This window comes from Arthrobacter pityocampae (genome assembly GCF_002927275.1).
Lineage (GTDB): Bacteria > Actinomycetota > Actinomycetes > Actinomycetales > Micrococcaceae > Arthrobacter_D > Arthrobacter_D pityocampae.
Map to the genome: position 1 here is coordinate 474,961 of NZ_PRKW01000004.1, position 24,153 is coordinate 499,113.

The 24,153-nt window shown below is 70.9% G+C and carries 24 protein-coding genes and 1 pseudogene; 8 read left to right on the forward strand and 17 right to left on the reverse strand.

Annotation, left to right across the window (positions count from 1 at the left end):
* Window positions 1-134: 134 nt before the first annotated feature.
* The 6 genes from C4K88_RS11185 to C4K88_RS11210 all read right to left on the reverse strand — a co-directional run bounded on the left by C4K88_RS11185 (window position 135) and on the right by C4K88_RS11210 (window position 6,457).
* On the reverse strand, window positions 135-1,187 hold the full coding sequence (locus tag C4K88_RS11185) for a siderophore-interacting protein (RefSeq protein ID WP_241521843.1): 1,053 nt from the start codon (window positions 1,185-1,187) through the stop codon (window positions 135-137).
* Window positions 1,184-2,035, reverse strand: a complete 852-nt coding sequence (locus tag C4K88_RS11190; RefSeq protein WP_104121681.1) for an ABC transporter ATP-binding protein — start codon at window positions 2,033-2,035, stop codon at window positions 1,184-1,186. Before C4K88_RS11190 ends, C4K88_RS11185 begins: the two co-directional genes overlap by 4 nt.
* Window positions 2,036-2,037: 2 nt before the next feature.
* Complete coding sequence (locus C4K88_RS11195) at window positions 2,038-3,003, reverse strand: FecCD family ABC transporter permease (RefSeq protein WP_241521871.1); 966 nt, start codon at window positions 3,001-3,003, stop codon at window positions 2,038-2,040.
* 104 nt (window positions 3,004-3,107) lie between these two features.
* Window positions 3,108-4,157 (reverse strand): FecCD family ABC transporter permease, encoded by a 1,050-nt coding sequence (locus C4K88_RS11200; protein WP_104121682.1) that lies wholly within the window; start codon window positions 4,155-4,157, stop codon window positions 3,108-3,110.
* Between the two features lie 118 nt (window positions 4,158-4,275).
* Window positions 4,276-5,286, reverse strand: coding sequence for a glutathione S-transferase family protein (locus tag C4K88_RS11205; RefSeq protein ID WP_104121683.1), 1,011 nt, complete (start codon window positions 5,284-5,286; stop codon window positions 4,276-4,278).
* 79 nt (window positions 5,287-5,365) lie between these two features.
* The gene (locus C4K88_RS11210; RefSeq protein ID WP_241521844.1) at window positions 5,366-6,457 is read right to left on the reverse strand and encodes a YihY/virulence factor BrkB family protein; all 1,092 of its coding nucleotides are present in this window, start codon (window positions 6,455-6,457) and stop codon (window positions 5,366-5,368) included.
* Window positions 6,458-6,601: 144 nt separating this feature from the next.
* Between C4K88_RS11210 and C4K88_RS11215 the strand changes: the two genes are divergently transcribed.
* Window positions 6,602-7,684 (forward strand): NAD-dependent epimerase/dehydratase family protein, encoded by a 1,083-nt coding sequence (locus tag C4K88_RS11215; RefSeq protein ID WP_104121684.1) that lies wholly within the window; start codon window positions 6,602-6,604, stop codon window positions 7,682-7,684.
* A 9-nt stretch (window positions 7,685-7,693) separates the two neighbouring features.
* Here C4K88_RS11215 and C4K88_RS11220 read toward each other — a convergent pair whose 3' ends face one another.
* On the reverse strand, window positions 7,694-9,709 hold the full coding sequence (locus C4K88_RS11220) for a sensor histidine kinase (RefSeq protein ID WP_167399025.1): 2,016 nt from the start codon (window positions 9,707-9,709) through the stop codon (window positions 7,694-7,696).
* Between the two features lie 227 nt (window positions 9,710-9,936).
* On the reverse strand, window positions 9,937-10,980 hold the full coding sequence (locus tag C4K88_RS11225; RefSeq protein WP_104121686.1) for an NAD(P)-dependent alcohol dehydrogenase: 1,044 nt from the start codon (window positions 10,978-10,980) through the stop codon (window positions 9,937-9,939).
* Window positions 10,981-11,321: 341 nt separating this feature from the next.
* Between C4K88_RS11225 and C4K88_RS11230 the strand changes: the two genes are divergently transcribed.
* Complete coding sequence (locus tag C4K88_RS11230) at window positions 11,322-12,692, forward strand: dihydrolipoyl dehydrogenase family protein (protein WP_104121687.1); 1,371 nt, start codon at window positions 11,322-11,324, stop codon at window positions 12,690-12,692.
* Between the two features lie 42 nt (window positions 12,693-12,734).
* Here the strand turns inward: C4K88_RS11230 and C4K88_RS17375 are convergent, their stop codons facing one another.
* Window positions 12,735-13,352, reverse strand: coding sequence for a GNAT family N-acetyltransferase (locus C4K88_RS17375; protein WP_167399026.1), 618 nt, complete (start codon window positions 13,350-13,352; stop codon window positions 12,735-12,737).
* A 172-nt stretch (window positions 13,353-13,524) separates the two neighbouring features.
* Here C4K88_RS17375 and C4K88_RS17380 point away from each other — a divergent pair, with 172 nt between their 5' ends.
* Together C4K88_RS17380 and C4K88_RS11240 are read left to right on the forward strand one after the other, a co-directional pair.
* Window positions 13,525-13,920, forward strand: coding sequence for a hypothetical protein (locus tag C4K88_RS17380; RefSeq protein ID WP_167399027.1), 396 nt, complete (start codon window positions 13,525-13,527; stop codon window positions 13,918-13,920).
* Window positions 13,921-14,016: 96 nt separating this feature from the next.
* Window positions 14,017-14,286 (forward strand): DUF6480 family protein, encoded by a 270-nt coding sequence (locus C4K88_RS11240; RefSeq protein WP_104121771.1) that lies wholly within the window; start codon window positions 14,017-14,019, stop codon window positions 14,284-14,286.
* Between the two features lie 63 nt (window positions 14,287-14,349).
* Here the strand turns inward: C4K88_RS11240 and C4K88_RS11245 are convergent, their stop codons facing one another.
* The 8 genes and pseudogenes from C4K88_RS11245 to C4K88_RS11275 all read right to left on the reverse strand — a co-directional run bounded on the left by C4K88_RS11245 (window position 14,350) and on the right by C4K88_RS11275 (window position 21,038).
* Window positions 14,350-14,673, reverse strand: coding sequence for a PRC-barrel domain-containing protein (locus C4K88_RS11245; protein WP_104121689.1), 324 nt, complete (start codon window positions 14,671-14,673; stop codon window positions 14,350-14,352).
* A gap of 93 nt (window positions 14,674-14,766) precedes the next feature.
* On the reverse strand, window positions 14,767-15,822 hold the full coding sequence (locus C4K88_RS11250) for an ABC transporter substrate-binding protein (RefSeq protein WP_104121690.1): 1,056 nt from the start codon (window positions 15,820-15,822) through the stop codon (window positions 14,767-14,769).
* A gap of 100 nt (window positions 15,823-15,922) precedes the next feature.
* Window positions 15,923-16,345 (reverse strand): ChaB family protein, encoded by a 423-nt coding sequence (locus C4K88_RS11255; protein WP_104121691.1) that lies wholly within the window; start codon window positions 16,343-16,345, stop codon window positions 15,923-15,925.
* Window positions 16,346-16,457: 112 nt separating this feature from the next.
* Window positions 16,458-17,405 carry an ATP-grasp domain-containing protein gene (locus tag C4K88_RS11260; RefSeq protein WP_104121692.1) on the reverse strand — a complete coding sequence of 316 codons (948 nt, stop codon included), beginning with the start codon at window positions 17,403-17,405 and terminating at the stop codon, window positions 16,458-16,460.
* An 83-nt stretch (window positions 17,406-17,488) separates the two neighbouring features.
* A complete protein-coding gene (locus C4K88_RS11265; RefSeq protein WP_104121693.1) occupies window positions 17,489-18,898 on the reverse strand; it encodes an MBL fold metallo-hydrolase in 1,410 nt (469 codons plus the stop codon).
* 158 nt (window positions 18,899-19,056) lie between these two features.
* A complete protein-coding gene (locus tag C4K88_RS17620; protein ID WP_167399034.1) occupies window positions 19,057-19,407 on the reverse strand; it encodes a rhodanese-like domain-containing protein in 351 nt (116 codons plus the stop codon).
* 87 nt (window positions 19,408-19,494) lie between these two features.
* Window positions 19,495-20,370, reverse strand: a pseudogene (locus tag C4K88_RS17625) (sulfite exporter TauE/SafE family protein); the annotation flags it as partial.
* Window positions 20,367-21,038: a rhodanese-like domain-containing protein gene (locus tag C4K88_RS11275; RefSeq protein WP_104121695.1), complete on the reverse strand. Its 672-nt coding sequence runs from the start codon at window positions 21,036-21,038 to the stop codon at window positions 20,367-20,369. The gene C4K88_RS11275 and the pseudogene C4K88_RS17625, both read right to left, overlap by 4 nt.
* Before the next feature lie 121 nt (window positions 21,039-21,159).
* On the opposite strand from C4K88_RS11275, the gene C4K88_RS11280 reads away from it, so the two are divergent.
* The 4 genes from C4K88_RS11280 (at window position 21,160) to C4K88_RS11295 (ending at window position 24,141) form a co-directional block, all read left to right on the forward strand.
* Window positions 21,160-21,417: a metal-sensitive transcriptional regulator gene (locus C4K88_RS11280; protein ID WP_104121696.1), complete on the forward strand. Its 258-nt coding sequence runs from the start codon at window positions 21,160-21,162 to the stop codon at window positions 21,415-21,417.
* A gap of 18 nt (window positions 21,418-21,435) precedes the next feature.
* Window positions 21,436-21,864: a DUF302 domain-containing protein gene (locus C4K88_RS11285; protein WP_104121697.1), complete on the forward strand. Its 429-nt coding sequence runs from the start codon at window positions 21,436-21,438 to the stop codon at window positions 21,862-21,864.
* Window positions 21,865-22,071: 207 nt separating this feature from the next.
* The gene (locus tag C4K88_RS11290) at window positions 22,072-22,293 is read left to right on the forward strand and encodes a hypothetical protein (protein WP_104121698.1); all 222 of its coding nucleotides are present in this window, start codon (window positions 22,072-22,074) and stop codon (window positions 22,291-22,293) included.
* Window positions 22,294-22,503: 210 nt separating this feature from the next.
* A complete protein-coding gene (locus C4K88_RS11295) occupies window positions 22,504-24,141 on the forward strand; it encodes an ABC-F family ATP-binding cassette domain-containing protein (protein ID WP_104121699.1) in 1,638 nt (545 codons plus the stop codon).
* Window positions 24,142-24,153: the final 12 nt, after the last annotated feature.

A 24,153-nucleotide genomic window follows, 5' to 3' on the forward strand; every position in this document is an offset into this window, starting at 1 on the left:
CGACGGGCATGGTCCCGCACCCGGTGACGCCGACTTTCACCCATCAACGGTAGGGCAGCCTGCTCGACGTGACACGTTCGTTATTCGCTTGTGGATATCCCGGTCGGCTGTTAGGCGCCGTGTCGATTCCCAGGTCAGCCCAGTTCCGTGCGCCCCTTGCGCCAGTAGCCCATGAACGCCACCTGCTTCCGGTCGACGCCGACGTCGCGCACGAGGTAGCGGCGCAGGCTGCGCACCACGGCGGCCTCGCCCGCGATCCAGGCGTAGAACGGCTGCGTGCCCGATGGCCGATCCGGGTTGACCGAGGACAGCACCACGGCCGGCTCCAGCCGCTGCGGCGTCTCCCAGAGGATGGTCCTGTCGACGTCCACGTCCTCCGGCTCGCTCCCGCCGCTCGCCGCGGCCCGGCCGGAGAGGGAGACCCACCCGGGAACACGTACCGCATCCCGGACCGCACCCTCCAGCTGCTCTCCGTGCGGCCGGCCGTCGCGGGCCAGCCACGTCACCTGCACCGAGGACCGCGTCCGGAGGGGCCGGATGTCCTGCTGGTCCGGCACCTCGAGGAAGGCATGGCCGCCGATGTCCTCCGGGAGTGCCTCGAGGATGGCGCTGATGGCCGGCACGGCGGTCTCGTCGCCGGCGAGGAGCACGTGCTGCGCGAGGCCGGGGCTCCACTCGATCCCGCCGTAGGCGCCCGCCGTCCGGCACTGGGCGGCGGCGGCGTTGGGCCCGATGATGCAGACCTTGTCGCCGGGCCGCGCCGCCGCAGCCCATTCCGCTGCGGGACCGCCCCGGCCCTGGGCATCCAGGTGCAGCACGAAGTCGACGTCGATCTCGGGGCGGGGGCCGCCGCAGCGCGACTCCCGCACGGTGTAGGTGCGCATGGATCCGCGCTCCGCGGCGTCCAGGCCGAGCCACCGCTGGTACCAGCCCGCGGCGTCGCCGCTGCTCATCATCGCCGCGATGTCCGGGCATTCGCGGCCGGCGGAGGGGATGACGATCTTGATCCGCAGGTCGAGGGTCTCACCCGCCACGCCGAACCGCGCCAGGCACGCCCCGCCGAGGGTGATGCGGCGGAAGGTGGGTGTGAGGTCCTGCACGGCCGTGACGACGACGTCGAACGCCCGCACCATCGGCTCGGTGTCCGCGGCGGTGCGCCGCACACTGCGCTGGGTCACGTCGGTCATGATGCTGCCTCCAGGGGGGTGAGGGATGTCTGCGGGCCGTGGTGCCGTCCGATCGGGACGACCATCGGGGTCCCCGATACCGGGTCGGTGATGACACGGCACTCGAGGTCGAACACGCCGGCGACGGTCTCCTCGGTCACCACGTCCGACGGCGCTCCGCCGGCGACGATCCTGCCGTCCCGCATGGCGATCAAGTGGTCGGCGTAGCGGGCAGCGAGATTGAGATCGTGCAGCACCATGACCACGGTGGTCCCGGAGCGCCGGTTGAGATCCGTGATGAGGTCGAGGACCTCGATCTGGTGGGTGACGTCGAGGAACGTGGTCGGTTCGTCGAGCAGCAGGATGTCGGTCTGCTGGGCGAGGGCCATCGCGATCCAGACGCGCTGGCGCTGCCCGCCGCTGAGCTCGTCCACGGACCGGTCGGCGAGCGCCAGGGTGCCGGTGGCCTCGAGCGCGCCGGCGACGGCGTCGTCGTCGTCCGGCGTCCACTGGCGGAACCAGCCCTGGTGCGGGTACCTGCCGCGTCCCACGAGGTCGGCGACGCTGATGCCGTCGGGTGCGAGCGGGGTCTGCGGGAGGAGGCCGAGGACGCGGGCGACGGCCTTCGTGGACTGCTTGGCGATGTCCGTGCCGTTGAGGAGCACGGTGCCCCCGGTCGGCTTGAGGAGGCGCGCCAGCCCCCGCAGCAGCGTGGACTTGCCGCACGCGTTGGCGCCGACGATCACCGTCACCTTCCCCGCGGGCAGTACCACGTCGAGGCCGTCGACGACGGTGCGGTCGTCGTAGGCCAGGGTGAGGTCCTCGGCGGACAGCGTGGCCGCCGCGGTCGTACGTCCGGATCCTGCCATGGTCAGCCTCCCCGGCCTGATCGGTTCGCCGTGGCGAGCAGCCACAGCAGGAACGGCGCGCCGAGCGCACCGGTGACGACCCCGACGGGCAGCGACGTGCCCGGGACGAGATTGGCCGCCACGAAGTCGGCGCCGAGCACGATCACCGCACCCACGAGGGCTGCCATGGCCAGCGACGGCCGGTTGCCGAGCAGCCGGCGGGCGATCGGCCCGGACAGGAAGGCGACGGCGGCGACGGGCCCGGCCGCGGCGGTCGCGACGGCGGCGAGGGCCACCCCGGTGATCATGAGTCCGAGGCGCGCGGCCTCGACGCGGAGACCGAGGCCCGCGGCGGCGTCGTCGCCCAGTGCGAGGCCCTGCAGGCTTCGGGCGAGGACCGCGGCGGCCGGCAGCAGGACGGCCAGGCTCGCGGCGAGGACCGTCGCGCGGTCCCAGGTGCTCGAGTTCAGCGAACCGTTGAGCCAGAGCACCGCGGCCGACGCCGTGCGGAGATCGGTGCGGGTGATGAGGAAGCTCACCAACGCGTGCATGAGGGCCGCGAAGCCGATGCCGACGAGGATCAGCCGGTAGCCCGCCACACCGCCGCGGCGGGAGATCAGGTAGATGGCCGCTGCGACCACCATCCCGCCCACGAGGGCCGAGAAGGACACCGCGACGCCGGCGGCCCCGAAGAGGACGATCGCGGTCACGGCCGCCGCGCTCGCGCCGTAGCTGATGCCGATGATGTCGGGGCTGGCGAGCGGGTTCTGGAGCAGGGTCTGGAACACGGCCCCCGCGATCCCGAAGGCGATCCCGATGAGGAGCCCGATCACCGCGCGGGGCAGCTTGTTCTCGAGCACGATGAAGCCGGCACCCGGGATGTCGGCGCCTGCGAGGATACGGAAGAAGTCCGGGACGGTGACCGTGTAGGTGCCGAGCAGGACGTTCACGGCGAACAGCACCACGACGACGCCGGCCACCGCGGCCAGCCGCGTGCCCGTGCTCCGGCGGCGGCGGGCCCGGGAGGCGGCGAGGCCCGCAGCCGGGCGGTCCGCCGGCCGCCTCCGGGCGGGCGCGGTGTCCACGGGAACGCTCACAGCTCCGCCATCCGGCGCCGGCGGACGAGCCAGATGAAGACGGGAGCCCCGAGGACGGCGGTCATGATGCCCACCTGCACCTCGCTCGGCGGCAGGACGACCCGCCCCACGATGTCCGCCCCGAGGAGCAGGACGGGCCCCAGCAGTGCGGAGAAGGGCAGGATCCAGCGGTAGTCGGAGCCCACGAGGAGCCGCACCAGGTGCGGGATGACGAGTCCCACGAAGGCGATCGGCCCTGCGGCGGCCACGGCCGACCCGCACAGCAGGACGACGCCGACGGCGGTGACGGCGCGCGCGAGGGGGACGTTCTGCCCCAGGCCGCGCGCCACGTCGTCGCCCAGCGCCAGGGAGTTGAGGACCCGGCCCGTGACCAGGGTCAGCACGAGCCCGACAGCGAGGAACGGGGCCACAGCACCGATGACGTCCCAGCCCCGGCCGGCGAGCGTGCCGACCTGCCAGAACCGGAAGGCGTCCAGGGTCTCCTGGCTGGACACGAGGACGGCGCTCGTGAGGCTCCCGAGTCCGGCGGCCAGGGCCGCGCCGGCAAGCGCGAGCTTCACCGGCGTCGCGCCGTCCCGCCCGAGGCTCGCCACGGCGTAGACGGCAACGGCGGCGGCTCCCGCGCCGGCGAAGGCGAACCAGAGGTAGCTGGAGGCACTGCTGAGTCCGAACAGGTAGATGCCGACGACGACGGCGAGGGATGCGCCGGCGTTGATGCCGAGGATGCCGGGATCGGCCAGCGGGTTGCGGGCGATCCCCTGCAGCGCGGCGCCCGCGGTGGCCAGTGCCGCACCGACGAGCAGCCCGACGACGGTGCGGGGGACGCGGGAGAGGACGACGGCGTGGTCCCCGTTCGCCGCGTCGAAAGCCGTCACGGCCTCGAGCATGGTCGGGATGCTGACGGGGCGGGCACCGATGGTGAGGGAGGCGAGGCAGGCGAGGCCGAGGATCAGGGTCGTGAGCAGCAGCTTCCCGAGGGTCTGTCCACGGGTGGACCGGTGGAAGGCGGCAGGGGCCTGACGCGGGAGGGAGGCCTGGACTGCCATGTGCCTCCCTCAGCCGGACGATCGGTCTGAAGTAAGGCTAACCTATGCTCCAGGGCATTAGGAAACGCGTTTGTTCCCTAATAGCCCGGGAGGGGCCTGCCGCGGCAGGCCACTCCCGTCAGGCGGCGGCCGGCGGTGTGCCGTCGCCGAAGGGCCGCCCGCCGAGGGCCTCTCGGCCGTGGGCGGTGGTCCAGCCGGCGAGATCCGGGCCCTTGGGCACGATCCCCGTGGGGTTGATGTCCTCGTGGACGATGTAGTAGTGCTGTTTGATCTGCTCGAAGTCGATGGTGTCCCCGAAGCCGGGTGTCTGGAAGAGGTCGCGTGCATAGGCCCAGAGCGCGGGCATCTCGGTCAGCTTGTTGCGGTTGCACTTGAAGTGGCCGTGGTAGACGGGGTCGAAGCGGACCAGCGTGGTGAACAGACGGACATCCGCCTCGGTGATGGTGTCACCCACGAGGAAGCGCTGACCCGCGAGCCGCTCCTCGAGCCAGTCCAGGGCGGTGAAGAGGCGGTCGTAGGCGGCGTCGTAGGCGTCCTGCGATCCCGCGAACCCGCAGCGGTACACCCCGTTGTTGACCTCCGTGAAGACCCGCCGGTTCACGGTGTCGATCTCCTCGCGGAGGTGCTCCGGGTAGAGATCCGGAGCACCGTCGCGGTGGAACTCCTGCCACTCGCCGGAGAAGTCCAGGGTGATCTGCGGGAAGTTGTTCGTCACCACCGCGCCGGTGGTGGTGTCCACGATGGCCGGCACGGTGATGCCGCGGGAGTAGTGCGGATCCCTCTTGAAGAAGGCCTCCTGGAGGCGCTCGATGCCGAGCACCGGGTCCCGGCCGTCCGGATCCAGGTCGAACGTCCAGGACCTGCTGTCGTGCGTGGGCCCCGGGGTGCCCAGCGAGATGGCGTCCTCCAGCCCGAGGAGCCTCCGGACGATGATGGCGCGGTTCGCCCACGGGCAGGCGCGTGCTGCGACGAGGCGGTACCGACCCGCCTCCACGGGGAACCCGTCGGCGCCGTCGCGCGTGATCCGCGTCTCGATGTACTGGGTGTCGCGGGTGAATTCGGCGCCGGAGGTCACGTACGCCCCCTTGGTGCTGTGCTCGGACGGTTCGGTCTGCTGGGTGTCGGTCATGCCGCCAGTCTAGGACCGCGAACAGGCGGAAGGCCCGGTCGTGGGCACGACCAGGCCTTCTGCGGGTACAGCAGGCGGACTACCGCTGGGCGGATTCGCGCCCGTACTTCTCGCGGAGTTCGCGGCCCTCGTTGACGAGCTTGAGGTGCTTCTCGCTCTTCTTCTCGGCAGCCTTGGTGTCGCGCGGAGGAAGCTGGATGGTCTCCTCCGCCTCGATCCCGCCCTGCAGCTGGCGGCCACGCTCCATCTCGGCGTCGAACTCGACACCGAACAGGAGCGAGATGTTCGCCAGCCAGAGCCACAGCAGGAGCACGATCACGCCGGCGATGGCGCCGTAGGTCGCGTTGTAGTTGCCGAAGTTGGAGACATAGAGGGAGAACCCGGCCGTGGTGATCGCCAGGACGAGCAGGGCGATGAACCCGCCGAGGCTCATCCAGCGGAACTTGGGCTGCTTGATGTTCGGGGACCCGTAGTACAGCACGGCGATCATCAGGACGGCGAAGAGGACCATGACGGGCCACTTGGCGATGTTCCAGACGAGCACCGCGGTGCTCCCGAGGCCGATCGCGTTGCCCACGGCCTCGGCCACGGGACCGGACAGCACGAGCATCAGGCCCATGGCGACGATCAGGAGGAGGACGATGATGGTGATAAGGAGCATCTGGGGGCGGAGCTTGATGAAGCCCCGGCCCTCCTCGACCTCGTAGACACGGTTCATGGCGCGGGAGAACGCGTTCACGTAGCCGGAGGCCGACCAGATGGCGCCCAGGAGACCGATGACGAACGTCAGGCCGGCGGCCTGGTTCGACGCCAGGTTCTCGATGGTGGGCTTGATGGTGTCGACGGCCTCTTTGGGCGCGAACTGCCCGATGATCCCCATGACCTGGTCGGTGGTGGCCTGCGCCTGCCCGAAGAGGCCGAGGAGGGACATCAGGGCGAGGATGCCGGGGAAGATCGCGAGGACGGCGTAGTACGTCAGCGCGGCGGCGAGGTCGGTGCACTGGTCCTTGCCGAACTCGTTGACGGAGCGCTTGAAGACGTACTTCCAGGCCGGCTTCTTGACGTCCTTCGGATCGTCCGGCTTGCGGGGATCGTTCGGGTCGGGTGCGTTCTGGGCCTTCTGCCCCGCTGCGCTTCGGGGCTCTGCCCCCACCCTGCTGTTGCTGCTCACGGGTACCTCCGGTCCGGCCCCGCAGACGGTGCGGGGCGCTCTATCGGCTATGCGTCTCCGTCAACTGCACCATAAGCTTGCTTAGTAGTCCAGTCCGAGTCGGCACCCGCCCGTGCCGCGCGACCACCACCCCCAGGAGCAGCTATGCGCATCGCAGTCATCGGCGCCACCGGAAACGTCGGCACCGCAGTCCTCGCCCGGCTCCACCGCGCGGCCGGGGAGCGCGAGGGCATCCCACGGACGGGCGACGACGGGTCGAAGGATCCGGCCGCCCCCTCGATCACCGCGGTGGCACGCACCGTCCCGGACACGGACCGCGCACCCTACGCGGGCGTCGACTGGCATGCCCTCGACATCGGGACCGACGAGGGACGGGACGCCCTGACGGCGGCGCTCGCCGGCGTGGACGCCGTCGTGCACCTCGCCTGGGCCATCCAGCCCAACCGGGACGAGGACGCCATGCACCGGACCAATGTCACCGGGACCGCCAACGTGCTGGCGGCGGCCGCCGCGGCCGGCGTACGCCAGGTGGTCTGTGCCTCCTCCGTCGGCGCGTACTCCCCCTCGGACAAGGCCCCCCGCCGGGACGAGTCCTGGCCGACCGGCGGTATCCAGTCCTCCCACTACAGCCGGCACAAGGCCGAGCAGGAGCGGCTGCTGGACGTCTTCGAACGGGAGCACCCGGAGATCGCGGTGGCGCGCCTCCGGCCCGGGCTGATCTTCCAGAGCCGAGCCGGGAGCGAGATCGGCCGGTACTTCCTGGGCCCGCTCGTCCCGAAGATCGTGCTCGGCGGCCTGCCGCTCCCGCTGCTGCCCGTCCCCGGCTCGTTCGTCTTCCAGGCCGTGCACGCCGACGATGTCGCCGACGCCTACTGGCGCGTGGTGGCACGGCGTGCCACCGGCGCCTTCAACATCGCGGCCGAGCCGGACATCACCCCCGAGCGCGTCGCCGACCTGCTGGGCGCGCGGCGCATCGTCGGCCTGCCCGTCCGCGTGCTCCGCGCGCTGGTCGGCGCGAGCTGGGCCCTCGGCGTCCAGCGGACGGATCCGGGCTGGATCGACATGGCCGCTGGATGCCCGGTCATGGACACCACGCGGGCGCGCACCGAGCTCGGCTGGGAGCCGCGCCACTCCTCGAGGGACGCCCTGGCCGAAATCCTGGCCGGGCTCCGCCGCGGCGCCGGCCACGACGGCTCTCCGAAGCTGTACTCCCGCTCCGATTCCTGAGCGGGAGCCTCAGGGAGTCCGGACGCGGGGAGACTCGGCGGCCGCGACCAGCGGGACGCCCTCGGGTAGCTGGTCCGGCACGCCGGGAAGGCTGACCGTGAACTCGGCGCCGCCTCCCTCGACGTTGCGGACCCTGATCCACCCCCCGTGGCTCTCGGCGATCCGCCGGCAGATGGCCAGGCCCAGACCTGTCCCCGTGGCCTGCTTCAGCCCGTTCTCGGAGCGGTGGAACTCCTCGAACACGCGCTCGAGGTCCGTGCCCGGGATGCCGATGCCGTTGTCACGTACGTGGACCTCGGTCCTGCCGCTCGAGGGATCCATCGAGGTGGAGACCACGACCTCCCCCGAACCGTCGGTCCGCCCGTACTTCATGGCGTTGCCCACGAGGTTCTCCATGAGCTGCAGGAAGAGCCGCTCGTCCGCGTACACCGGATGCGGTGCGCGGACGTCGAAGCGCATGTCGGGCAGCCGGGTGCCGGGCAGCGCGGTCCGCAGGTCGATGATCCCGTCGACCACCCGCCCGACGTCGATCCTCGAGGCGGTCAGCCGCTCCTCCTTCGCCAGGCTGTAGGTGAGGAGGTTCCGGATGAGGTTCCGCATGCGGAGACTCGCCTGCTGCAGGCGCACGATGCTCGCCTGGCGTTCGGAGGCCGGCAGGTCCGGATCCTCGAGCATCTCGAGCCAGCCGTCGAAGACCGTCAGGGGCGTCAGGAGGTCATGGGCGACGACGGACGCGAAGCGGCCGAGGTCCCGCTGGTGCGTCCGCTCGTCGGTCACGTTCCGCAGCACCACGAGCGCCCCGCGGCCGCCGGGCAGCGGCATCGCATCGACGGAGAGATGCACCAGCTCGCCGGAGCGGTGCGCGAGGTCGAGGTCCATCCGCTCCGTCGCCTCGCCCTGGAGGGCCAGCGTCAGCGGGTTGCCGGCCTCCTCGAGCCGCTGCCCGTCGGGACGGGTGACCTCGTAGTCGCGCCGCCACACCTCTCCGGGGCGGGCCGTCCCCGGCCCGAGCCACCGCTCGCTGGCGGCGTTCTGGAAGATCAGCCGGCGGTCCGGTCCCGCGACGAGGACGCCGTCGTTCATGCGACCGATCACGAGGTCACGCAGTTCCGCGGAGGCCTTCGCCTCATCGGTGGCCCGGTACAGGTTGGCGATCAGGCGGCGCCGCTCGTCCATGCTGAGGGCCAGCACGGCGGACAGGGAGAAGGTGATGAACATGAAGGACTGCGCCACATAGGCGCCGGTACCCGGGGCCAGGTCCTGGAACGGGCCGAGGCCGGCCAGGGTGAAGAGGACGAGGATCGCCCCGCTCACCAGGGCGTGCAGCATGGCCCACCCCGGGCGCAGCCGGAGCCCGGCCCACATGTGCGCGGGGATGGTGGTGTACGCGATCGGCAGGGCGGACCCCGCACCGAAGGTGACGACGTAGACCAGCACGGACACGAGAACGAGGAGGGCGTATTCGGCGCGCCTGGCGCTGGTGGTCGGTGGCGGGCGCTCGCCCCGGGCGCGGGCCGCGATGCTCGCTGCCGCGATGATGCCGAGGGCTCCGATCGCGGTGAGCGACACGGCGTGCCGGACCAGCCATGGGATGAAGGCCGCGAACGGATCGGGACCGCCGTCGAGCGCGACGCCGAGGACGATGACGAGAGCGCCGACGGAACACGCGCCGAGCGCCACCAGGCCGAGGCGGAGGTAGTCCCCGACGGTCCTCACGGCCGCGGACGGCACCAGTCGCCGGAAGAAGTAGACGGCGACCGCGGTCTGGACGATGGTGCCGGCCGCGACCGCGACGGCCAGCAGAGGATTGAGACCGGTGGCCAGGTTCACCGCGGCCAGGAGCGGCAGGGTGGCGGCGAGGGCGACGGCGAGAACGCGCCGGGTGCGTGAGGCCCACAACGCCCAGAGGAAGGTGATGCCTGCCGCGGGCCAGACCAGGGCGAAGCTGGAGGATTCGAAGGTCGTGAAGCGTCCGACGAGGGCTGCCGCCACGAGGATCGCGGCGAAGACCGCATGCACGGCCACGGGAGGCATCCGTGTCAGCCCCCCAGCGACCGTCTGCATCCGCCCCTCGACCATCCCATCTCGTGCCGGTTCCTGCGTCCCGCAGTCGAGACCGGACCCTGCGGAGGCGGCCGGAAAGATGCCACCGACAGACAGTTTACTTGCTACCCCGACATCCTGCCCGCTCCCACGCCTGCCAGGGCGCGGCGGTCGGCCCCTGCCCGGGACGACCGCCGTCGGCGTGCCGTCTAGCCCAGGGTGGCCGTGTCGATCACGAAGCGGTAGCGGACGTCCGAGGAGAGGACGCGCTCGTAGGCCTCATTGATGGCGTCGGCGGAGATCAGTTCGATCTCCGGGGCGATGCCGTGTTCGGCGCAGAAGTCGAGCATCTCCTGCGTCTCCCGGATGCCGCCGATCCCCGATCCCGCGAAGGAGCGCCGCTGGTTGAACAGCGTGAACACGTGGAGGGGGAGGGCGTCCGCGGGAGCTCCCACGTTGACCATGGTCCCGTTCAGGCCGAGCAGGCCGAGGTGCGCATCCAGGTCGATCTTGGCGCTCACCGTGTTGATGATGAGGTCGAAGGTGTTCGTGAGCTGCTTGAAGGTGTCGGGGTCGCTCGTGGCGTAGTAGTGCTCGGCGCCGAACCGCTTGCCGTCCTCCTGCTTGCTGAGGCTCTGCGAGAGGACCGTGACCTCGGCGCCCATCGCGGAGGCGATCTTGACGGCCATGTGCCCGAGTCCGCCCATGCCGACGACCGCGACCTTCTTGCCCGGGCCCGCGTTCCAGTGGGACAGCGGCGAGTAGGTCGTGATGCCGGCGCACAGCAGGGGCGCTGCGGCCTCGTAGGGGATGCTCTCGGGCACGGTGAGGACGAAGTCCTCGTCGACCACGATGTGCGTCGAGTAGCCGCCCTGCGTGATCGTGCCGTCGCGGTCCGTGGCCCCGTAGGTCCCGACGTTGCCGTTCAGGCAGTACTGCTCCTCGCCCTGCTGGCAGTTGGCGCACTCGCGGCAGGAGTTCACCATGCAGCCGACACCCACGCGGTCGCCGACCTTGTGGCGGGTCGCCTCACTGCCGACTTCCTCGACGACGCCCACGATCTCGTGCCCGACCGTCAGCGGGTACTGCTGGGGCCCCCATTCGCCGCGCACGGTGTGGATGTCCGAGTGGCAGATCCCGGCGTAGGCGATCTTGATCAGGACGTCCTTCGCGCCGACATCGCGGCGCTCGATGGTCGTGGGGATGAGCGGGTCCGTGGCGGACGGTGCTGCATAGGCCTTGACGGTCTTCATGGGGTTCCTCCTGGGGAATCGGGGGGCTCGCCCCGCAGGGTTGCGGGGCGGAAGTCTGCGGGCTGCCGTCCGTGCGGCGGGTGGGACACTGCCTGCTGTCCGGCGATGCGGGAGCCGGCGGGCGGGACCTCACGTACGGAGATCTGCCTCCGATCCAACGGTACGTCCGATCGCAGGCGCATGGGACCACCGGGGCCTCGGCCCGGGCGGACCCGGACGTGCCCTATGCTGTGCGCCCGAGTACCCCGGCCCGCGTGGGCCGGTGCAGGACGCATTGTGGCCCGGACGGCATCCGGTGGAGGATGGGACGACCCCCGACGGACGACCTCAAGGAGCACCCCATGGACTACACCTTCGATGTCCTCGTCATCGGCGGTGGGCCCGCCGGCATGGCGGCCGCCACCCGCGCGGCCGAGCTCGGGGCCCGGACCGCCGTCGTCGAACGGTCGGCGCTCGGCGGGACGTGCGTGAACTCGGGATGCGTCCCCACGCGCGTGCTCGCCAAGACCGCGCGGCTGTTCCGCGAGGTCCGCACGGCCTACGACTACGGGATCGTCGTCGCCGAACCGTCCGTCGACTGGGACAAGACGGTGCAGCGGGTCCGCGCCACGGTGGCCCGGGTACTCGACGCCAAGGGCTACGGTGCCACGATGGAACGCCTCGCCATCGAGCTCATCGAGGGCGACGCCGAACTCACGGGCGAGCACACCGTCGTCGTGGACGGGAGGGAGGTCACGGCCGCCGCCATCATCCTGTGCATCGGCGGCAGCGGCCGCCGCCTGCCCATCGAGGGCGCCGAGCACGCCTTCCTGCCGCACGAGGTCCTGGAGCTCCCCGATCTGCCCGCCACCGTCGCCATCATCGGTGGCGGACACACCGGGGCCCAGATGACCACCATCTTCGATGCCATGGGGTCGGAGGTCCTCCTCCTCGACGTCGCACCGCGCATCCTGATGACGGAGGACGAGGACGTCGCGGACGCGGTCACCGCGAGCTTCCGGGGCCGGGGCATCCGGGTGGAGGCCGGCATCAGCGGCGTCGACAGCATCCGCCGGGACGACGGCGGCCTGAACCTCACCTGGCAGCGGGACGACGAGCCGGAGTCCATCACCGTGGACGCCGTCGTCATGGCCACCGGGTGGCCCGCGAATCTCGGTGGCCTGGGCCTCGACGCCGCGGGTGTCCGGACCGCCCGCTCCTTCATCCCGGTGGACGACTACCTGCGCTCCAACGTGCCCCACATCTTCGTCGCGGGCGATGCGAACGGCAGCAGCATGCTGGTGCAGGCGGCCGTGTTCGAGGGTGAGACCGCGGCCGAGAACGCCGTGATGGGTGCCATGCGCACCACGCCGCACCACCTCCTGCCCGAGGGCGGCTTCACCGACCCGGACTACGCCGGGGTGGGGCTGACGGAGGCCCAGGCGAGGGGCCGTGACGTCGAGTGCCACGCCGTGACCGTGCCGTATGCCGCCGCCGAGCGCCCCATCATCGACGACCGCGAGCAGGGTTTCCTCAAGCTCGTGATCGACCGGCGCCGCGAGCTGATCCTCGGCGCGCATGCGGTGGGCGAGAACGCCGTCGAGCTCATCACCGCGGTGGCTGCGGCCATGGCGGCGGGTACTGATCTCGCGACGCTGGCCCGGGTGAAGTTCGCCTACCCCACGTACGGCGCGATCATCGGACAGGCGGCCAGGGCCGGCCTCCACAGCTGACCCGATACCCGACCCGGGGCTGAAGCCGCCGGGCGTGCCGCCTCAGGGGGTGCGGGCCAGCGTCCGGTACTGCGGGTTCTCCTGCAGGAAACGCCGGGCCGCGGAGCACCCGGCGACGAGGTCCAGTCGGCGCTTGTGGGCGCTGAGGACCGCGTGGCGCACCAGCGCCCCGCCGAGGCCGCGGCGCTCGGACCCCGGCAGCTCGACCAGGGCCTGCAACGTCAGCCGGCCGCCGGCCAGCGCGTATTCGAGGTAGGCGGCGAGACCGCCGTCGACGAACAGTTCGAACCGCGAGCCGAGGACCGAGTCCTTGAAGACCTCCCGGGACGCGGAGGTCCCGGTGCGGGCGTCCCGCCGGGCCCGCCGCTCGATCTCGCCGACCGCCGCCGCATACCGCTCCCGGGCCTGGTCGGGCGGGAAGGCGTCGTCGACCAGGCGGAACATCCTGTCCGCGAGGCCGCGGAGCTCGGCTAGGGTCGCGGTGCCGACGTCGAAGCCCGCGGCATCCGCCAGCCACTGCGCCTCGCGCTCCCGCTTGGTGGGAGGCACGACGGCGTCGACGCCGGGATCGCCACTGAAGGCCGGCTCGGAGGGCAGGGCGTGCAGTGCGCCGCCACCGGCTGTGCCGGTGACCGCCGCGCCGGGCGAGGGTTCTGTCATGGAGGATCCGATGGTCGTCAGGAACCGGGGCCTGCTGCTAGACCGCGGCAGGAGGAACGCTAACCGATACCACCCCCAAAAGACACGGGCCGGTGCCGCACTGCTACCCTTGCAGCCATCCACATTGCAAGGGCACTTGGTTCTTGCAGGATCGGCAGGAATGGCGAGGGCGATGATCGACAAGAAATTCACCGTGACCGAGGAGTCGACGAGCAAGCATCCGCACGACTGGGGGCGCGCCATGGCGGTGGCCATCAGCCGCCTGACCGACCTGGCGCGGGAGGCCGGGGACCCGGTCCACGACGAGGCGCTCATCGGCGAGGACCTCCAACTGTTCGTGGCGGACACCGAGGACGGCGTGAACATCACCATGTCCTGGACCCCTGGAGAGCAGGGCCCGCCGCCCGCCGGGACAGCCGAACAGCACGACGACGCCCTCGGAGACGACAGTGCCTCCGACCAGCGCAGCAACGCCCCGGGCGACGACCTGCGTGACAGCACGGGCGACAGCACCGGCGACGACCTGCGTGACAGCACGGGCGACAGCACCGACGGAGACGGTCGATGAGCGCAAGTCCGGGCCGCCGGACGCATCGATAAGCAGACTGATGATCTTGTGCGTAGGGTGGGGACCAAGCACCCGGCCAACTACGTGGAGGACAGCATGAGCGAACGGAAGAATCCCGACCCGTCGAACGCGGGAAACCCCGACCCGGAGAACATGAACCTGACGGGCCTCGAACCCGGAGGGGGCGTCCCCCCGGGCGAGACGCCCCCCGGCGAGGCCAGCACCACCTGGCAGCAGCCGACCGTCGAGAACAAGACCCAGTCCAAGACCGTCACCGGCCTCTGGATCGGCGTTCTCGCCGTCGTCGTCCTCCTGGTCCTGCTGTTCATCGTCGGGAACATCGTCGGACTGTTCAACCTGACCTGATCGGACCCGAGCCGACGAAGCCCCCGTCCGGTGGACGGGGGCTTCGTCGTGCAGGGCCTGAGATCAGGCGTCGGCGCCGTCGCGCAGCCCGTAGTGGTCGATCAGCGCCGTCTCCTCCTCCGGGGAGAGCTCGATGCTGCTGTTGGCGTTCGGCGCGTCGGAGATCTCCTTCCTCGTCCACGCGAGGTGCAGGTCGTCGCCCTCGAAGCGGGAGTTCGCCAGGGGCACGTAGTGCTTGCGCGAGTTGAGCAGGCCGAGGGAGACCGTGACCCAGGCGGGGATGCCCGATTCCTTCTCGAGGTGGACGTCGTTGACGTCGCCGAGCTTCTTGCCCTTGCTGTCCCAGGCCGTCGCGGCCTGGAGTTTCTGGATTTCGGCCTGAGCCATCGGGGGTTCCCTTCAGTGGACGAGATGCGGGTCGCTTCCCATTCCAGCCCAGATCCCCGTCGGGGGCAATCGGAGCATGGGGTGCGGTCCTGCTCAGGCCTTGTCGGCGGCCTCGCCGAGCAGCGGCAGGAAGCGGTCGAGCGCCCAGGGCAGGCTCAGCGGGTTGGCGGCGGAGACGGACAGCGTCAGCGTGTTGTCACTGTCCGCCACGAGCGCTCCGCTCTCCACCGCGGGGATCTGCTTCAGCAGCGGATCCACGGAGATGGCGTCCCTGGTGGCGCCGTCCGGCACCCAGGTGACGAAGACGTCCGAGTCCAGCTCGTCGGCGCGCTCGGCCGACCACGGGATGAAGAACTCCGTGGAGTCCTTGGTGTTCTCGGTGACGACGTCGGCCTGGACCATGCCGAGCTCGCTCAGGAAGCGCGGGCGGTTGTCGTTGGCGGTGTAGATGCTGACGCCGTCGGCGCTGGCCGGCTCGAGGTTGCCGTAGATGAACGTCGTGCCTTCCAGCTGCGGGTACTCGGCGGCGGCCTCCGCGATGGCCTGTTCCGTCTCGGTCACGAGCTGTTCGGCGTCGTCGGACAGCCCCAGGGCGTCACCGATCATGCGCGTGGAGTCCTGCCAGGCCGTGCCGTAGGCGACCTCCGGATAGGCGACGACCGGGGCGATCTTGCTCAGGGTGTCGTAGTCCTCCCGGGAGAGCCCGGAGTACGCGGCGAGGATGACGTCGGGGTTCGTGGCGGCGATGTCGTCGAAGGCGATGCCGTCGGTCTCGGAGTACTGGGCGGGGGCGTTCTCGGTGCCGATGGCGGCACCGAGTTCCTCGAGCCGGGCGTCCTTCCAGGGGGTGGATCCGTTCTCGTTGCCGCCGTACGTATCGGTGGGCATCCCCACGGGCACGACACCGAGCGCCAGGGACACGTCCGCGTTCACCCAGGAGACCGTCGCCACGCGCTCGGGCTGCTCGGTGAGCGTGGTCTCGCCGAAGGCATGGTCGATGGTCACGGGGAACGCCCCGGCGTCGGCCGACGCACCGGCGCCGGAGGCTGCATCCGAGCCGCCGTCGGCCGGGCCCGTGGAGCAGGCGGACAGGGACAAAGCGGTGATCGCGGCGGCGGCCACGAGTCTGCGCAGGCGAGTGGGGGCCATGAGGTTCCTTGACTTCGGTGGCCCTGAGGGGCCGGAATGGGGTAGAAGTAAGGCTAACCTAAGCTCATTGGAATTACGAAATGTTCTTGTTGCGTAATCCTCAGCCCTCGCGGGCCTTGCGCGTCTCCCGGGCGTTCGCCTTCTGGAGCGCGTCGACGAGTTCGGCCTTCGACATGGTGGACCGGCCCGGCACGTCGAGCTTCCGGGCGAGCTCGTAGAGATGCTTCCTGGACGCGTTGGCGTCCACGCCGCCGGCCGTGCGCCCGCCCTCGGCGCCATGACCGGCGGCCTGCGCGTCGGAGGGCCCCTTCTCGTCCTTCGGCTCCCAGTGGTCGCCCACCTTCTCGAAGCCGTGCTTCAGGGAGGCGAACGCCGTGCGGCGGGCCCGCTCCCCGTCTCCGTACTGCTCCTCCGCGGCGTCGAGGGTTGCGGCGAACGTGTCCTGGGCCTTCTCGTCGGAGCGCTGGAGCGTGCTCGGGAGCGTCTCGGACCTGACCTTGCCGTCCTTCGTGAAGCGGGGCATCGCTGCATCCTTCCGGGTAGGGCAGCCCTCCGTGCGTTCGGGCTGCCGAGAGTACGGGACAAACCGGCGTCGACGGTGGGCTTTCCTGCCTTGTCGGCGGGGAACGACGGCGTCAGCCGAGCGTGGCGAGGTACCGGACCAGCTCGCGCGGCGCGGATTTCGGCGCCACCGCCTCCACCGCCGCGTTGTAGTTCGTGTTGGTGTTGACATCGTAGGTGAGGACGCGGCCGTCCGCGGTCTCGATGAACTCGATGCCGCAGACCTCCAGCTGGTTGCGCCGCGCGAAGTCCTCGAACTGCGCGATGACGGGGTGGTCGAACCCCTCGCGGAGGCTGAAGAGCTGCTGCCCGGGCTCGGGGGCGATCGTGGCGCCCGGGGGCATGATGGGCCTGCCGGTCACCGGGTCGATCGCGCAGGCATCCGCCGGGCAGAGCTGGAAGCCGCCGCGCGCGGTGTCCGCCGTGATGGCGTAGACGAACTGTCCGCCCACGATCTCCGCCCGGGTGATGAAGGGCTCGGCGGCCTGGATGTACTCCTGGACGAGTGTAATGCCGTCCTGTGGTTCCTCGAACCCGCTCGATCCGACGTACTCGGCGAGCTCCTCGTGGGACTCGAACTTCCGCACCCCGAGGCCCTTGCCGCCCTGGTTATGCTTCACGATGAACGGCGCCGCGAAGCCGCGTGCCGCTTCGACGATGCGTTCCCGTCCGACGGCGGCGACCGTGCGCGGGGTGGCGATGCCGGCGGCCTTCAGGGCGGTCAGCTGATCCACCTTGCTCATCTCGAGTTCGAGGACGCGGCGGCCGTTCACGGTCCGGCGCCCGTGCGCCTCGAGCCAGGCGAGGACGGATCGCGCGTAGTCCTTCGACAGGCCGTGGTCGCGTGTATGGGCCGAGGCGCTGATACGCGACCAGAAGACGCCCTCCGGCGGCACGGCGTCGAGGTCCAGCACGCCGTCCGTGAGCAGCCACTCCACCACCTCGACGCCCTCGGCCTCGAAGGCGCGGGCGAAGGGTGGAAACCACTCGGGGTTCTCGTGCAGGGCGTAGACCGTCGTCACGTGGGGGGCCTCCTGGAGGAATCGATGGACCTGCCCGGATAACCGGCGGCCGCGCGCCCCTATTCCGCCACGCCCTGATCGGATCAGCGCGCGGGCGTCGCCTCCCGGGACTGCTGCCAGGCGGTCCAGGCGCTGTAGCTGCCGTCGAGTTCGACGACGTCGTACCCGGCGCGACGCAGAGCGCTGGCAGCGACGGAGTTCCGGAGCCCGCTCTGGCAGTAGCTGACGATGGTCCCGTCGGCGGGGAGTTCGTCGAGGTGCCACATGAGGCGGCCCCCGTTGAGCTGGTGGGCCCCGGGAATGTGCCCCGCGGCGTGCTCGGTGCGGTTGCGGACGTCGAGGATCATCGCGGCGTCGACCGCTGCGAGGTCAGCGGGCTGGACGAGGGCCGGCGCGGTCAGGGGCAGCCCGTCGAGGCCGGTGACGTAACCGGCAACATCGTCGATCCCGACACGGACGAGGTGGTCCCACAGCTCCTGGGCCTGGTCCTGGTCGGTGGCGAGCAGGACCAGCGGGTTCTTGTCCGTCTCGGGGTTCACGACCCAGGCGCCATGGGTGGCCGGCGTGGGGCGTGCGGGGATGTTGAGGGACCGTTCGACGGTTCCGGCGTGGACCTCGTCGGCCGTGCGGGTGTCGATGAAGGTGAGCGTGTCCGCGGCGAGGCCGGCGGCGACCTGCTCCGGGTCGAGTGCGGCCAGCGGCGCGCGTTCGCCCAGAACGGCGGGGCCGTCGCGGTTCTCGCGCTTCATCCGGCCGAAGTAGGTGTGGGCGTCGGGCTGGCCGTCGAGGAGTTCGTCGATGAAGCCCTGCTCGTCGTCTGCCGCCAGGTACGGGCCCCACCAGGAGTAGAGCCGCTCGTAGCCGACGGTGGAGGACGGGATGGCGCCCAGGGCCTTGCCGCAGGCGCTGCCGGCACCGTGGGCGGGGTGGACCTGGACGTAGTCGGGGAGGGTCAGGAACTTCTCCTGCAGACTCCGGAACAGCTGCCTCGCTCCCTCGAACCGAGTGTCGACGCCTCCGGCGGCCTCGTCGAGGAGGTCCGGGCGGCCGAGGTCGCCGGAGAACACGAAGTCCCCCGAGAGCAGGTAGCCGGGTGCATCGCTGAACGCACCGTCGGTGACGAGGAAGGACAGGTGCTCGGGGGTGTGCCCGGGGGTGTGGAGGGCCCGGATCCTGATGTTGCCGACGGTGATCGTGTCGCCGTCGACGAGGCGGGTGCCGTCGAAGGCGTACTGCCAGTCCGGTCCGCCTTCGCCGGAGACGTAGATCGCAGCTCCCGTCGCCGCGGCCAGTTCGCGGGTCCCCGAGAGGTAGTCCGCGTGGATGTGGGTCTCGGTGACGGCCACGATCCTCATGTTGTTCTTCGCGGCGAGGTCCTGGTAGACGGCGATGTCGCGTCGGCCGTCGACGACGACCGCGGTGCCGTTGGCCTGGCAACCGATCAGGTAGCTGGTCTGGGCGAGGTCCTCGTCGTAAATGCGTTCGAACAGCATCTGGTGCTCCTTCGGGTCGGACGGTGATGGATACCCCAGGGGGTATCGCTCTCTTCCTAAGCGTAATACCCCTGGGGGTATCCCGCAAGGCGGGTGCCGGGGGCCGCATGGGTGCGTGACCGGGCCCGGAACGGGACGGGACCGGTCACGCACCCGGTCTATGGGGTCCTGCGGAGGCGCCCGGAGGGCGACTGCTCCCGGGCGTCCCCCACCTGCTCGATCGGAAGCCCCGCCGCGGCCCAGGCCGTCATGCCACCGGTCATCGTGTCGGCGCTGTAGCCGGCGGCGTTGAGGGCATCCGCGACGTGCGCGGAGCGGTTGCCGCTGCGGCAGACGACGATCACCGGCGTCTCCTTCTCGAGTTCCGGCAGACGGCGCTGGAGTTGCCCCATGGGGATGTGCAGGGCGCCGGGGATCGTCCCGGATGCCACTTCGAAGTCCTCGCGGACGTCGAGGACCTGCTCGTGCTGCCTGCGGTCATTGGTTGCGGTGATGGTGGTCTGGGCCATGGTGGAGTCCTTCCTGGGATCAGAGGGTGTCGGGTCCGGCTGGTGCGGACCCGCCGAGGCGCCGATATCGCCGTCCTGCCCCCGGCGCCGGGCGTTGAGGCGACAGGACGGGAGGATGAACCGGCAGGCCGCGAGCGCCGCGAGCGCGACACCCGCGATGATCGCGGCGGCGGCGGGACGCGCGTCCCCCGGGATCTGCTGGAGGAGGACGAAGGCGCCCATGGCCAGCACGAACCAACCGAAGGCCTTGCGGAGTGCCGCCTCGGGGATGCGCCCGGCAAGCTGCGCGCCGATCAGGGATCCGACGATCGCGGCGGCCGTCACCGCGAGGGTGAGCGGCCAGTCGATCTGCACCGTCGTGAGGTACCCGGCGAGGCCCGCGAAGGACTTCATGGAGATCACGACCAGGGACGTGCCGACGGCGACGGACATCGGCAACCCGCCGAGCAGGGCCAGGGCCGGGACGACGAGGAATCCGCCCCCGGCTCCGACGAGCCCGGTGACCAGACCGACGACCGCGCCGTCGAGCAGGACCCGCCCGAGCGGCAATTCGTGCCTGACGCGATCCACGGCTGTGCCATGAGCTGACGCGACGGGCTTTCGGCGGCCTCGGATCATGGCGATCGAGGTGGCGACCATCATCAGGGCGAAGGCGACGAGCAGGATCTGTCCGGGGATGAACCCGCCGAGGATCCCGCCGGCGAACGCCCCGACCATGCCGGCCGCGCCGAAGATCAGCCCTGTCCGCCACATCACCCGTCCGCTCCGGGCGTGGCTGATGACACTGACCGCGGAGGTGACGCCGACGACGAAGAGGGACGCGGCGATCGCCTCCTTCGCCTCGAAGCCCGCCACATAGACGAGGATCGGGACGGTCAGGATGGACCCACCGCCGCCGAGCACGCCCAGGGACAGGCCGATGAGGATCGACAGGGCCAGAACCACGATCAGGACCGTACTCATGCCACATCGGCCCGTCGGTCGGCATCGGCTTCCTCGACGCCGGTGTAGGCGGTCGGCAGGGACAGGATCGCGGATTCGCGGGTGGGTTCCTCGGCCGCCCTGTTCCAGGGCATCGCCGACAGGGCCTTACCCATGGCGCAGGTGTTCGTCGCGGCCGAGAACGTGAGGCCCGTGCCGATGACGCCGGCCAGGGCCCGGACCTTCGGGGAGACGAAGCGCCCGCCGGCGAGACCGACGAGGACGAGGGAGCCGGCCGCCAGGCGGACCTGGCGCTCGAGATCCCACCGGCCGCTGCCCCGCACGACATCGCCGCCGGCAGCCGCGTACCCGGGCACCCCGCCCGTGAGGACGTGGGCCGCACCGATCCCCGAGGCGGCCAGCTTCTGACGTGCCTGCTCGGCACGGACGCCGGACTGGCAGGCCAGGACGACCCGGCTGCCCAGGCGGGCGGCGAGTTCGTCGGTGTGCTCCGACAGGAGCGGCAGCGGCACGTTGTAGGAGCCGTGGATGTGCAGGGACTCGAACTCGGCCGCGGACCGCACATCGATCACCACGAGATCCTCGTGCTCGGCCACCCAGGTGCGCAGCGTCTCGGGGGACAGTTCCGCCAGAGGCGACGAGGACGACGCGGTGGGGGCTGCAGGGTTCACGGTGGAGGGGGTGCTCATGGGAGCCTCTCGGTCGAATCGAAAAGGTATACCCCAGGGAGTATTTCGCATACCCCCCGGGGTAGTCAAAATACCCGTGGGGGTATACTCTGGTGAAGTACTCACGACCCTTGGAGCAACCATGCAACTCGACCCCACCGAAATGACTCCCGTCATCAACCGCCTCAAGCGCGCCCAGGGGCAGCTCGCCGCTGTCACCCGCATGCTCGAGGAAGGCAAGGACTGCAAGGACGTCGTCACCCAGCTCGCCGCCGTCTCGAAGGCGCTGGACCGGGCCGGGTTCGCGGTGATCGCGAGCGGCCTGGAGCAGTGCATCGTCCGCGAGGACACCAGCCTCGACAAGAAGGAGCTCGAGAAGCTCTTCCTCACGCTGGCCTGACCCGGACAAGGAGTCCTCATGACGTACACCCATTCCATCGCGCTCCCCCTGCCTTGGGACGAGGCGGTACACCGCACCCGGGACGCACTGCAGGAGCAGGGCTTCGGGATCCTCACCGAGATCGACGTACGGGCCACGTTCGAGACCAAACTCGGCGTGGACGCCGCTGCCGCGGTCGGCGACTACATCATCCTCGGCGCCTGCAATCCCGCCCTGGCGAGCCGTGCCCTCGCGGCGGAGCCCTCCATGGGCGCGCTCCTGCCCTGCAACGTCGTCGTCCGGCGGGGTCCTCAGGAGCGGGAGACCACGATCGAGGCCATCGACCCGCAGACCATGGTCCGGCTCAGCGCGAGCGCGGCGGTCAGCGCGGTGGCCGACGACGCCGGGGTCCGCCTCGACAGGGCCCTGGCCCGCCTCACCGAGCCCGAGGAGCAGCCGGCGCCCTGACCTGCGGGTCCTGCCCACCGGCGGACCCGACCCGGTGGGCATCCGCATTCATGCCCACCGACCGGGCAGATCCGATGGGGCACACGCCCCGCCCATCGGCGTCGAGAAGTACACGTCCCGGAAACACATTCGCAATACCGCTCCCGAATCATGGAGGCAGCCCGCCGTCCCGACGGGCCGCACCTTCAGGACCACCGAGGAGCACCCATGACCGCGCTCGCCACTCCCGCCACCGCCCGCATCCTCGACCTCGCACACCTACGCGCCGGCATACTCGTCGAGGCCCGCCGCCGGAACGAGGTGCACTACCGCGGGTACGTGGAGGACACCGCACCCGGCCTGGGCGTCATCTGGATCCGCGATGACCTCGCCGGGCACCGCGCCATGCTCCATCTGGACGAGTACAACATCTGGCAGGTCGCAGCCTGACCCCTGACCTGCCGCGTTCTGCCCTCCGGCGGACCCAGCCCGGTGGGCAGAACGCGTTCATGCCCACCGACCGGTGAGGTCCGATGGGCCCCCGTCGCACGAGTCTCCGCCTCCGCCCGGGCGCGGCCCGGCAGGCCCGGCACTCCTAGACTCCCGGCAGGCCCGGCACTCCTAGACTCCCGGCAGGCCCGGCACTCCTAGACTGGAGGGATGACTGCAACCCTCGTGGCGAAGGACCTGTCCGGGGGCCACGCCCACCGCACCCTCTTCTCGAAGCTCGATCTCACCGTCTCGCCGGGGGACGTCGTCGGCGTCGTCGGAGCCAACGGTGCCGGCAAGACCACGCTCCTGCGCCTGCTCGCCGGAGCGCACGCACCGCTCGCCGGTACCGTCCGCACGACGCCGGCCGACGCCTTCGTGGGCTGGCTGCCCCAGGAACACGAGCGCCTCGAGGGTGAGACGGTGGCCGCCTACCTCGGCCGGCGGACCGGCACGACGGCGGCGACGCTCGCCATGGAGGACGCCGCCGCGGGGCTCGGCACCGGGGCGAAGGGCGCCGACGACGCCTACGCCCTCGCGCTGGATCACTGGATGGCCTCCGGCGCGGTGGACCTCGAGGACCGCATGCCCGCCGTCCTGGCCGACGTCGCCGGGGGCCTCGACCCGGCCACCCCCACCACCGCCCTGTCCGGCGGGCAGCTCGCGCGGGTGGCGCTGGCGGCCCTGCTGCTGAGCCGCTTCGACATCGTGCTCCTCGACGAGCCCACCAACGACCTCGACCTCGCCGGGCTGGACCGGCTGGAGTCCTTCATCCAGAACCTGCGCGGCGGCGTGGTCCTCGTCTCGCACGACCGCGAGTTCCTGGCGCGGTGCGTGACCACCGTCGTCGAGCTGGACCTCGCCCAGAACAGGGTGGCCGTGTACGACGGCGGGTACGACGCCTTCCTGGAGGAGCGCGCCGTGGCGCGCCGGCACGCCCGCGAGGCCTACGAGGAGTTCGCGGACAAGAAGCAGGACCTCGTGGGGAGGGCCCGGACGCAGCGGGAGTGGAGTTCGCAGGGCGTCCGCAACGCCATGAAGAAGAGTCCCGACAACGACAAGATCCGCCGGCGGGCCAGCATGGAGTCCTCCGAGAAGCAGGCGCAGAAGGTCCGCCAGATGGAATCGCGCATCGCCCGGCTGGACGAGGTCGAGGAGCCCCGCAAGGAATGGCAGCTGCAGTTCACCATCGGCGCCGCCCCGCGGTCGAGTTCCGTCGTCGCCACCCTCAACAGCGCCTCCGTCACGCAGGGCGCGTTCACCCTCGGGCCCGTCTCGGTCCAGGTGAACGCCGGTGAGCGCATCGGGATCACCGGCCCCAACGGTGCCGGGAAGTCCACGCTCCTGCGCCTCCTGCTCGGTCACCAGCGGCCCGACGACGGCGCGGCCGCCCTCGGCTCCAGCGTGGCGGTCGGCGAGATCGACCAGGCCCGCGGTCAGCTCGACGACGCCCTCCCCCTCGGCGCGGCCTTCGAGTCCCTCGTGCCGGAGCTGTCGCAGGGCGAGGTGCGGACGCTGCTCGCGAAGTTCGGGCTGAAGGCGGACCAGGTGCGTGCTGCCGTCGGCTCCCTGTCCCCCGGCGAGCGCACCCGCGCCGGGCTCGCCCTGCTGCAGGCCCGCGGCGTGAACCTCCTGGTCCTCGACGAACCGACGAACCACCTCGACCTGCCGGCGATCGAGCAGCTCGAGGACGCCCTCGAGTCCTACACGGGCGCGCTCCTGCTGGTCACGCACGACCGCCGCCTGCTGGAGAACGTGCGCCTGGACGAGCGCTGGCAGGTGGAGGACGGACGGGTCACCGTCGGCTGACCGCCGGCATCG

What these genes read in the sequence shown, in the direction of transcription:
- C4K88_RS11185 (WP_241521843.1), bottom strand. Translation starts at nt 1,187, where the DNA reads ATGACCGACGTGACCCAGCGCAGTGTGCGGCGCACCGCCGCGGACACC.
- C4K88_RS11190 (WP_104121681.1), bottom strand. Translation starts at nt 2,035, where the DNA reads ATGGCAGGATCCGGACGTACGACCGCGGCGGCCACGCTGTCCGCCGAG.
- C4K88_RS11200 (WP_104121682.1), bottom strand. Translation starts at nt 4,157, where the DNA reads ATGGCAGTCCAGGCCTCCCTCCCGCGTCAGGCCCCTGCCGCCTTCCAC.
- C4K88_RS11205 (WP_104121683.1), bottom strand. Translation starts at nt 5,286, where the DNA reads ATGACCGACACCCAGCAGACCGAACCGTCCGAGCACAGCACCAAGGGG.
- C4K88_RS11215 (WP_104121684.1), top strand. Translation starts at nt 6,602, where the DNA reads ATGCGCATCGCAGTCATCGGCGCCACCGGAAACGTCGGCACCGCAGTC.
- C4K88_RS11225 (WP_104121686.1), bottom strand. Translation starts at nt 10,980, where the DNA reads ATGAAGACCGTCAAGGCCTATGCAGCACCGTCCGCCACGGACCCGCTC.
- C4K88_RS11230 (WP_104121687.1), top strand. Translation starts at nt 11,322, where the DNA reads ATGGACTACACCTTCGATGTCCTCGTCATCGGCGGTGGGCCCGCCGGC.
- C4K88_RS17375 (WP_167399026.1), bottom strand. Translation starts at nt 13,352, where the DNA reads ATGACAGAACCCTCGCCCGGCGCGGCGGTCACCGGCACAGCCGGTGGC.
- C4K88_RS17380 (WP_167399027.1), top strand. Translation starts at nt 13,525, where the DNA reads ATGATCGACAAGAAATTCACCGTGACCGAGGAGTCGACGAGCAAGCAT.
- C4K88_RS11240 (WP_104121771.1), top strand. Translation starts at nt 14,017, where the DNA reads ATGAGCGAACGGAAGAATCCCGACCCGTCGAACGCGGGAAACCCCGAC.
- C4K88_RS11245 (WP_104121689.1), bottom strand. Translation starts at nt 14,673, where the DNA reads ATGGCTCAGGCCGAAATCCAGAAACTCCAGGCCGCGACGGCCTGGGAC.
- C4K88_RS11250 (WP_104121690.1), bottom strand. Translation starts at nt 15,822, where the DNA reads ATGGCCCCCACTCGCCTGCGCAGACTCGTGGCCGCCGCCGCGATCACC.
- C4K88_RS11255 (WP_104121691.1), bottom strand. Translation starts at nt 16,345, where the DNA reads ATGCCCCGCTTCACGAAGGACGGCAAGGTCAGGTCCGAGACGCTCCCG.
- C4K88_RS11265 (WP_104121693.1), bottom strand. Translation starts at nt 18,898, where the DNA reads ATGCTGTTCGAACGCATTTACGACGAGGACCTCGCCCAGACCAGCTAC.
- C4K88_RS17620 (WP_167399034.1), bottom strand. Translation starts at nt 19,407, where the DNA reads ATGGCCCAGACCACCATCACCGCAACCAATGACCGCAGGCAGCACGAG.
- C4K88_RS11275 (WP_104121695.1), bottom strand. Translation starts at nt 21,038, where the DNA reads ATGAGCACCCCCTCCACCGTGAACCCTGCAGCCCCCACCGCGTCGTCC.
- C4K88_RS11280 (WP_104121696.1), top strand. Translation starts at nt 21,160, where the DNA reads ATGCAACTCGACCCCACCGAAATGACTCCCGTCATCAACCGCCTCAAG.
- C4K88_RS11285 (WP_104121697.1), top strand. Translation starts at nt 21,436, where the DNA reads ATGACGTACACCCATTCCATCGCGCTCCCCCTGCCTTGGGACGAGGCG.
- C4K88_RS11290 (WP_104121698.1), top strand. Translation starts at nt 22,072, where the DNA reads ATGACCGCGCTCGCCACTCCCGCCACCGCCCGCATCCTCGACCTCGCA.
- C4K88_RS11295 (WP_104121699.1), top strand. Translation starts at nt 22,504, where the DNA reads ATGACTGCAACCCTCGTGGCGAAGGACCTGTCCGGGGGCCACGCCCAC.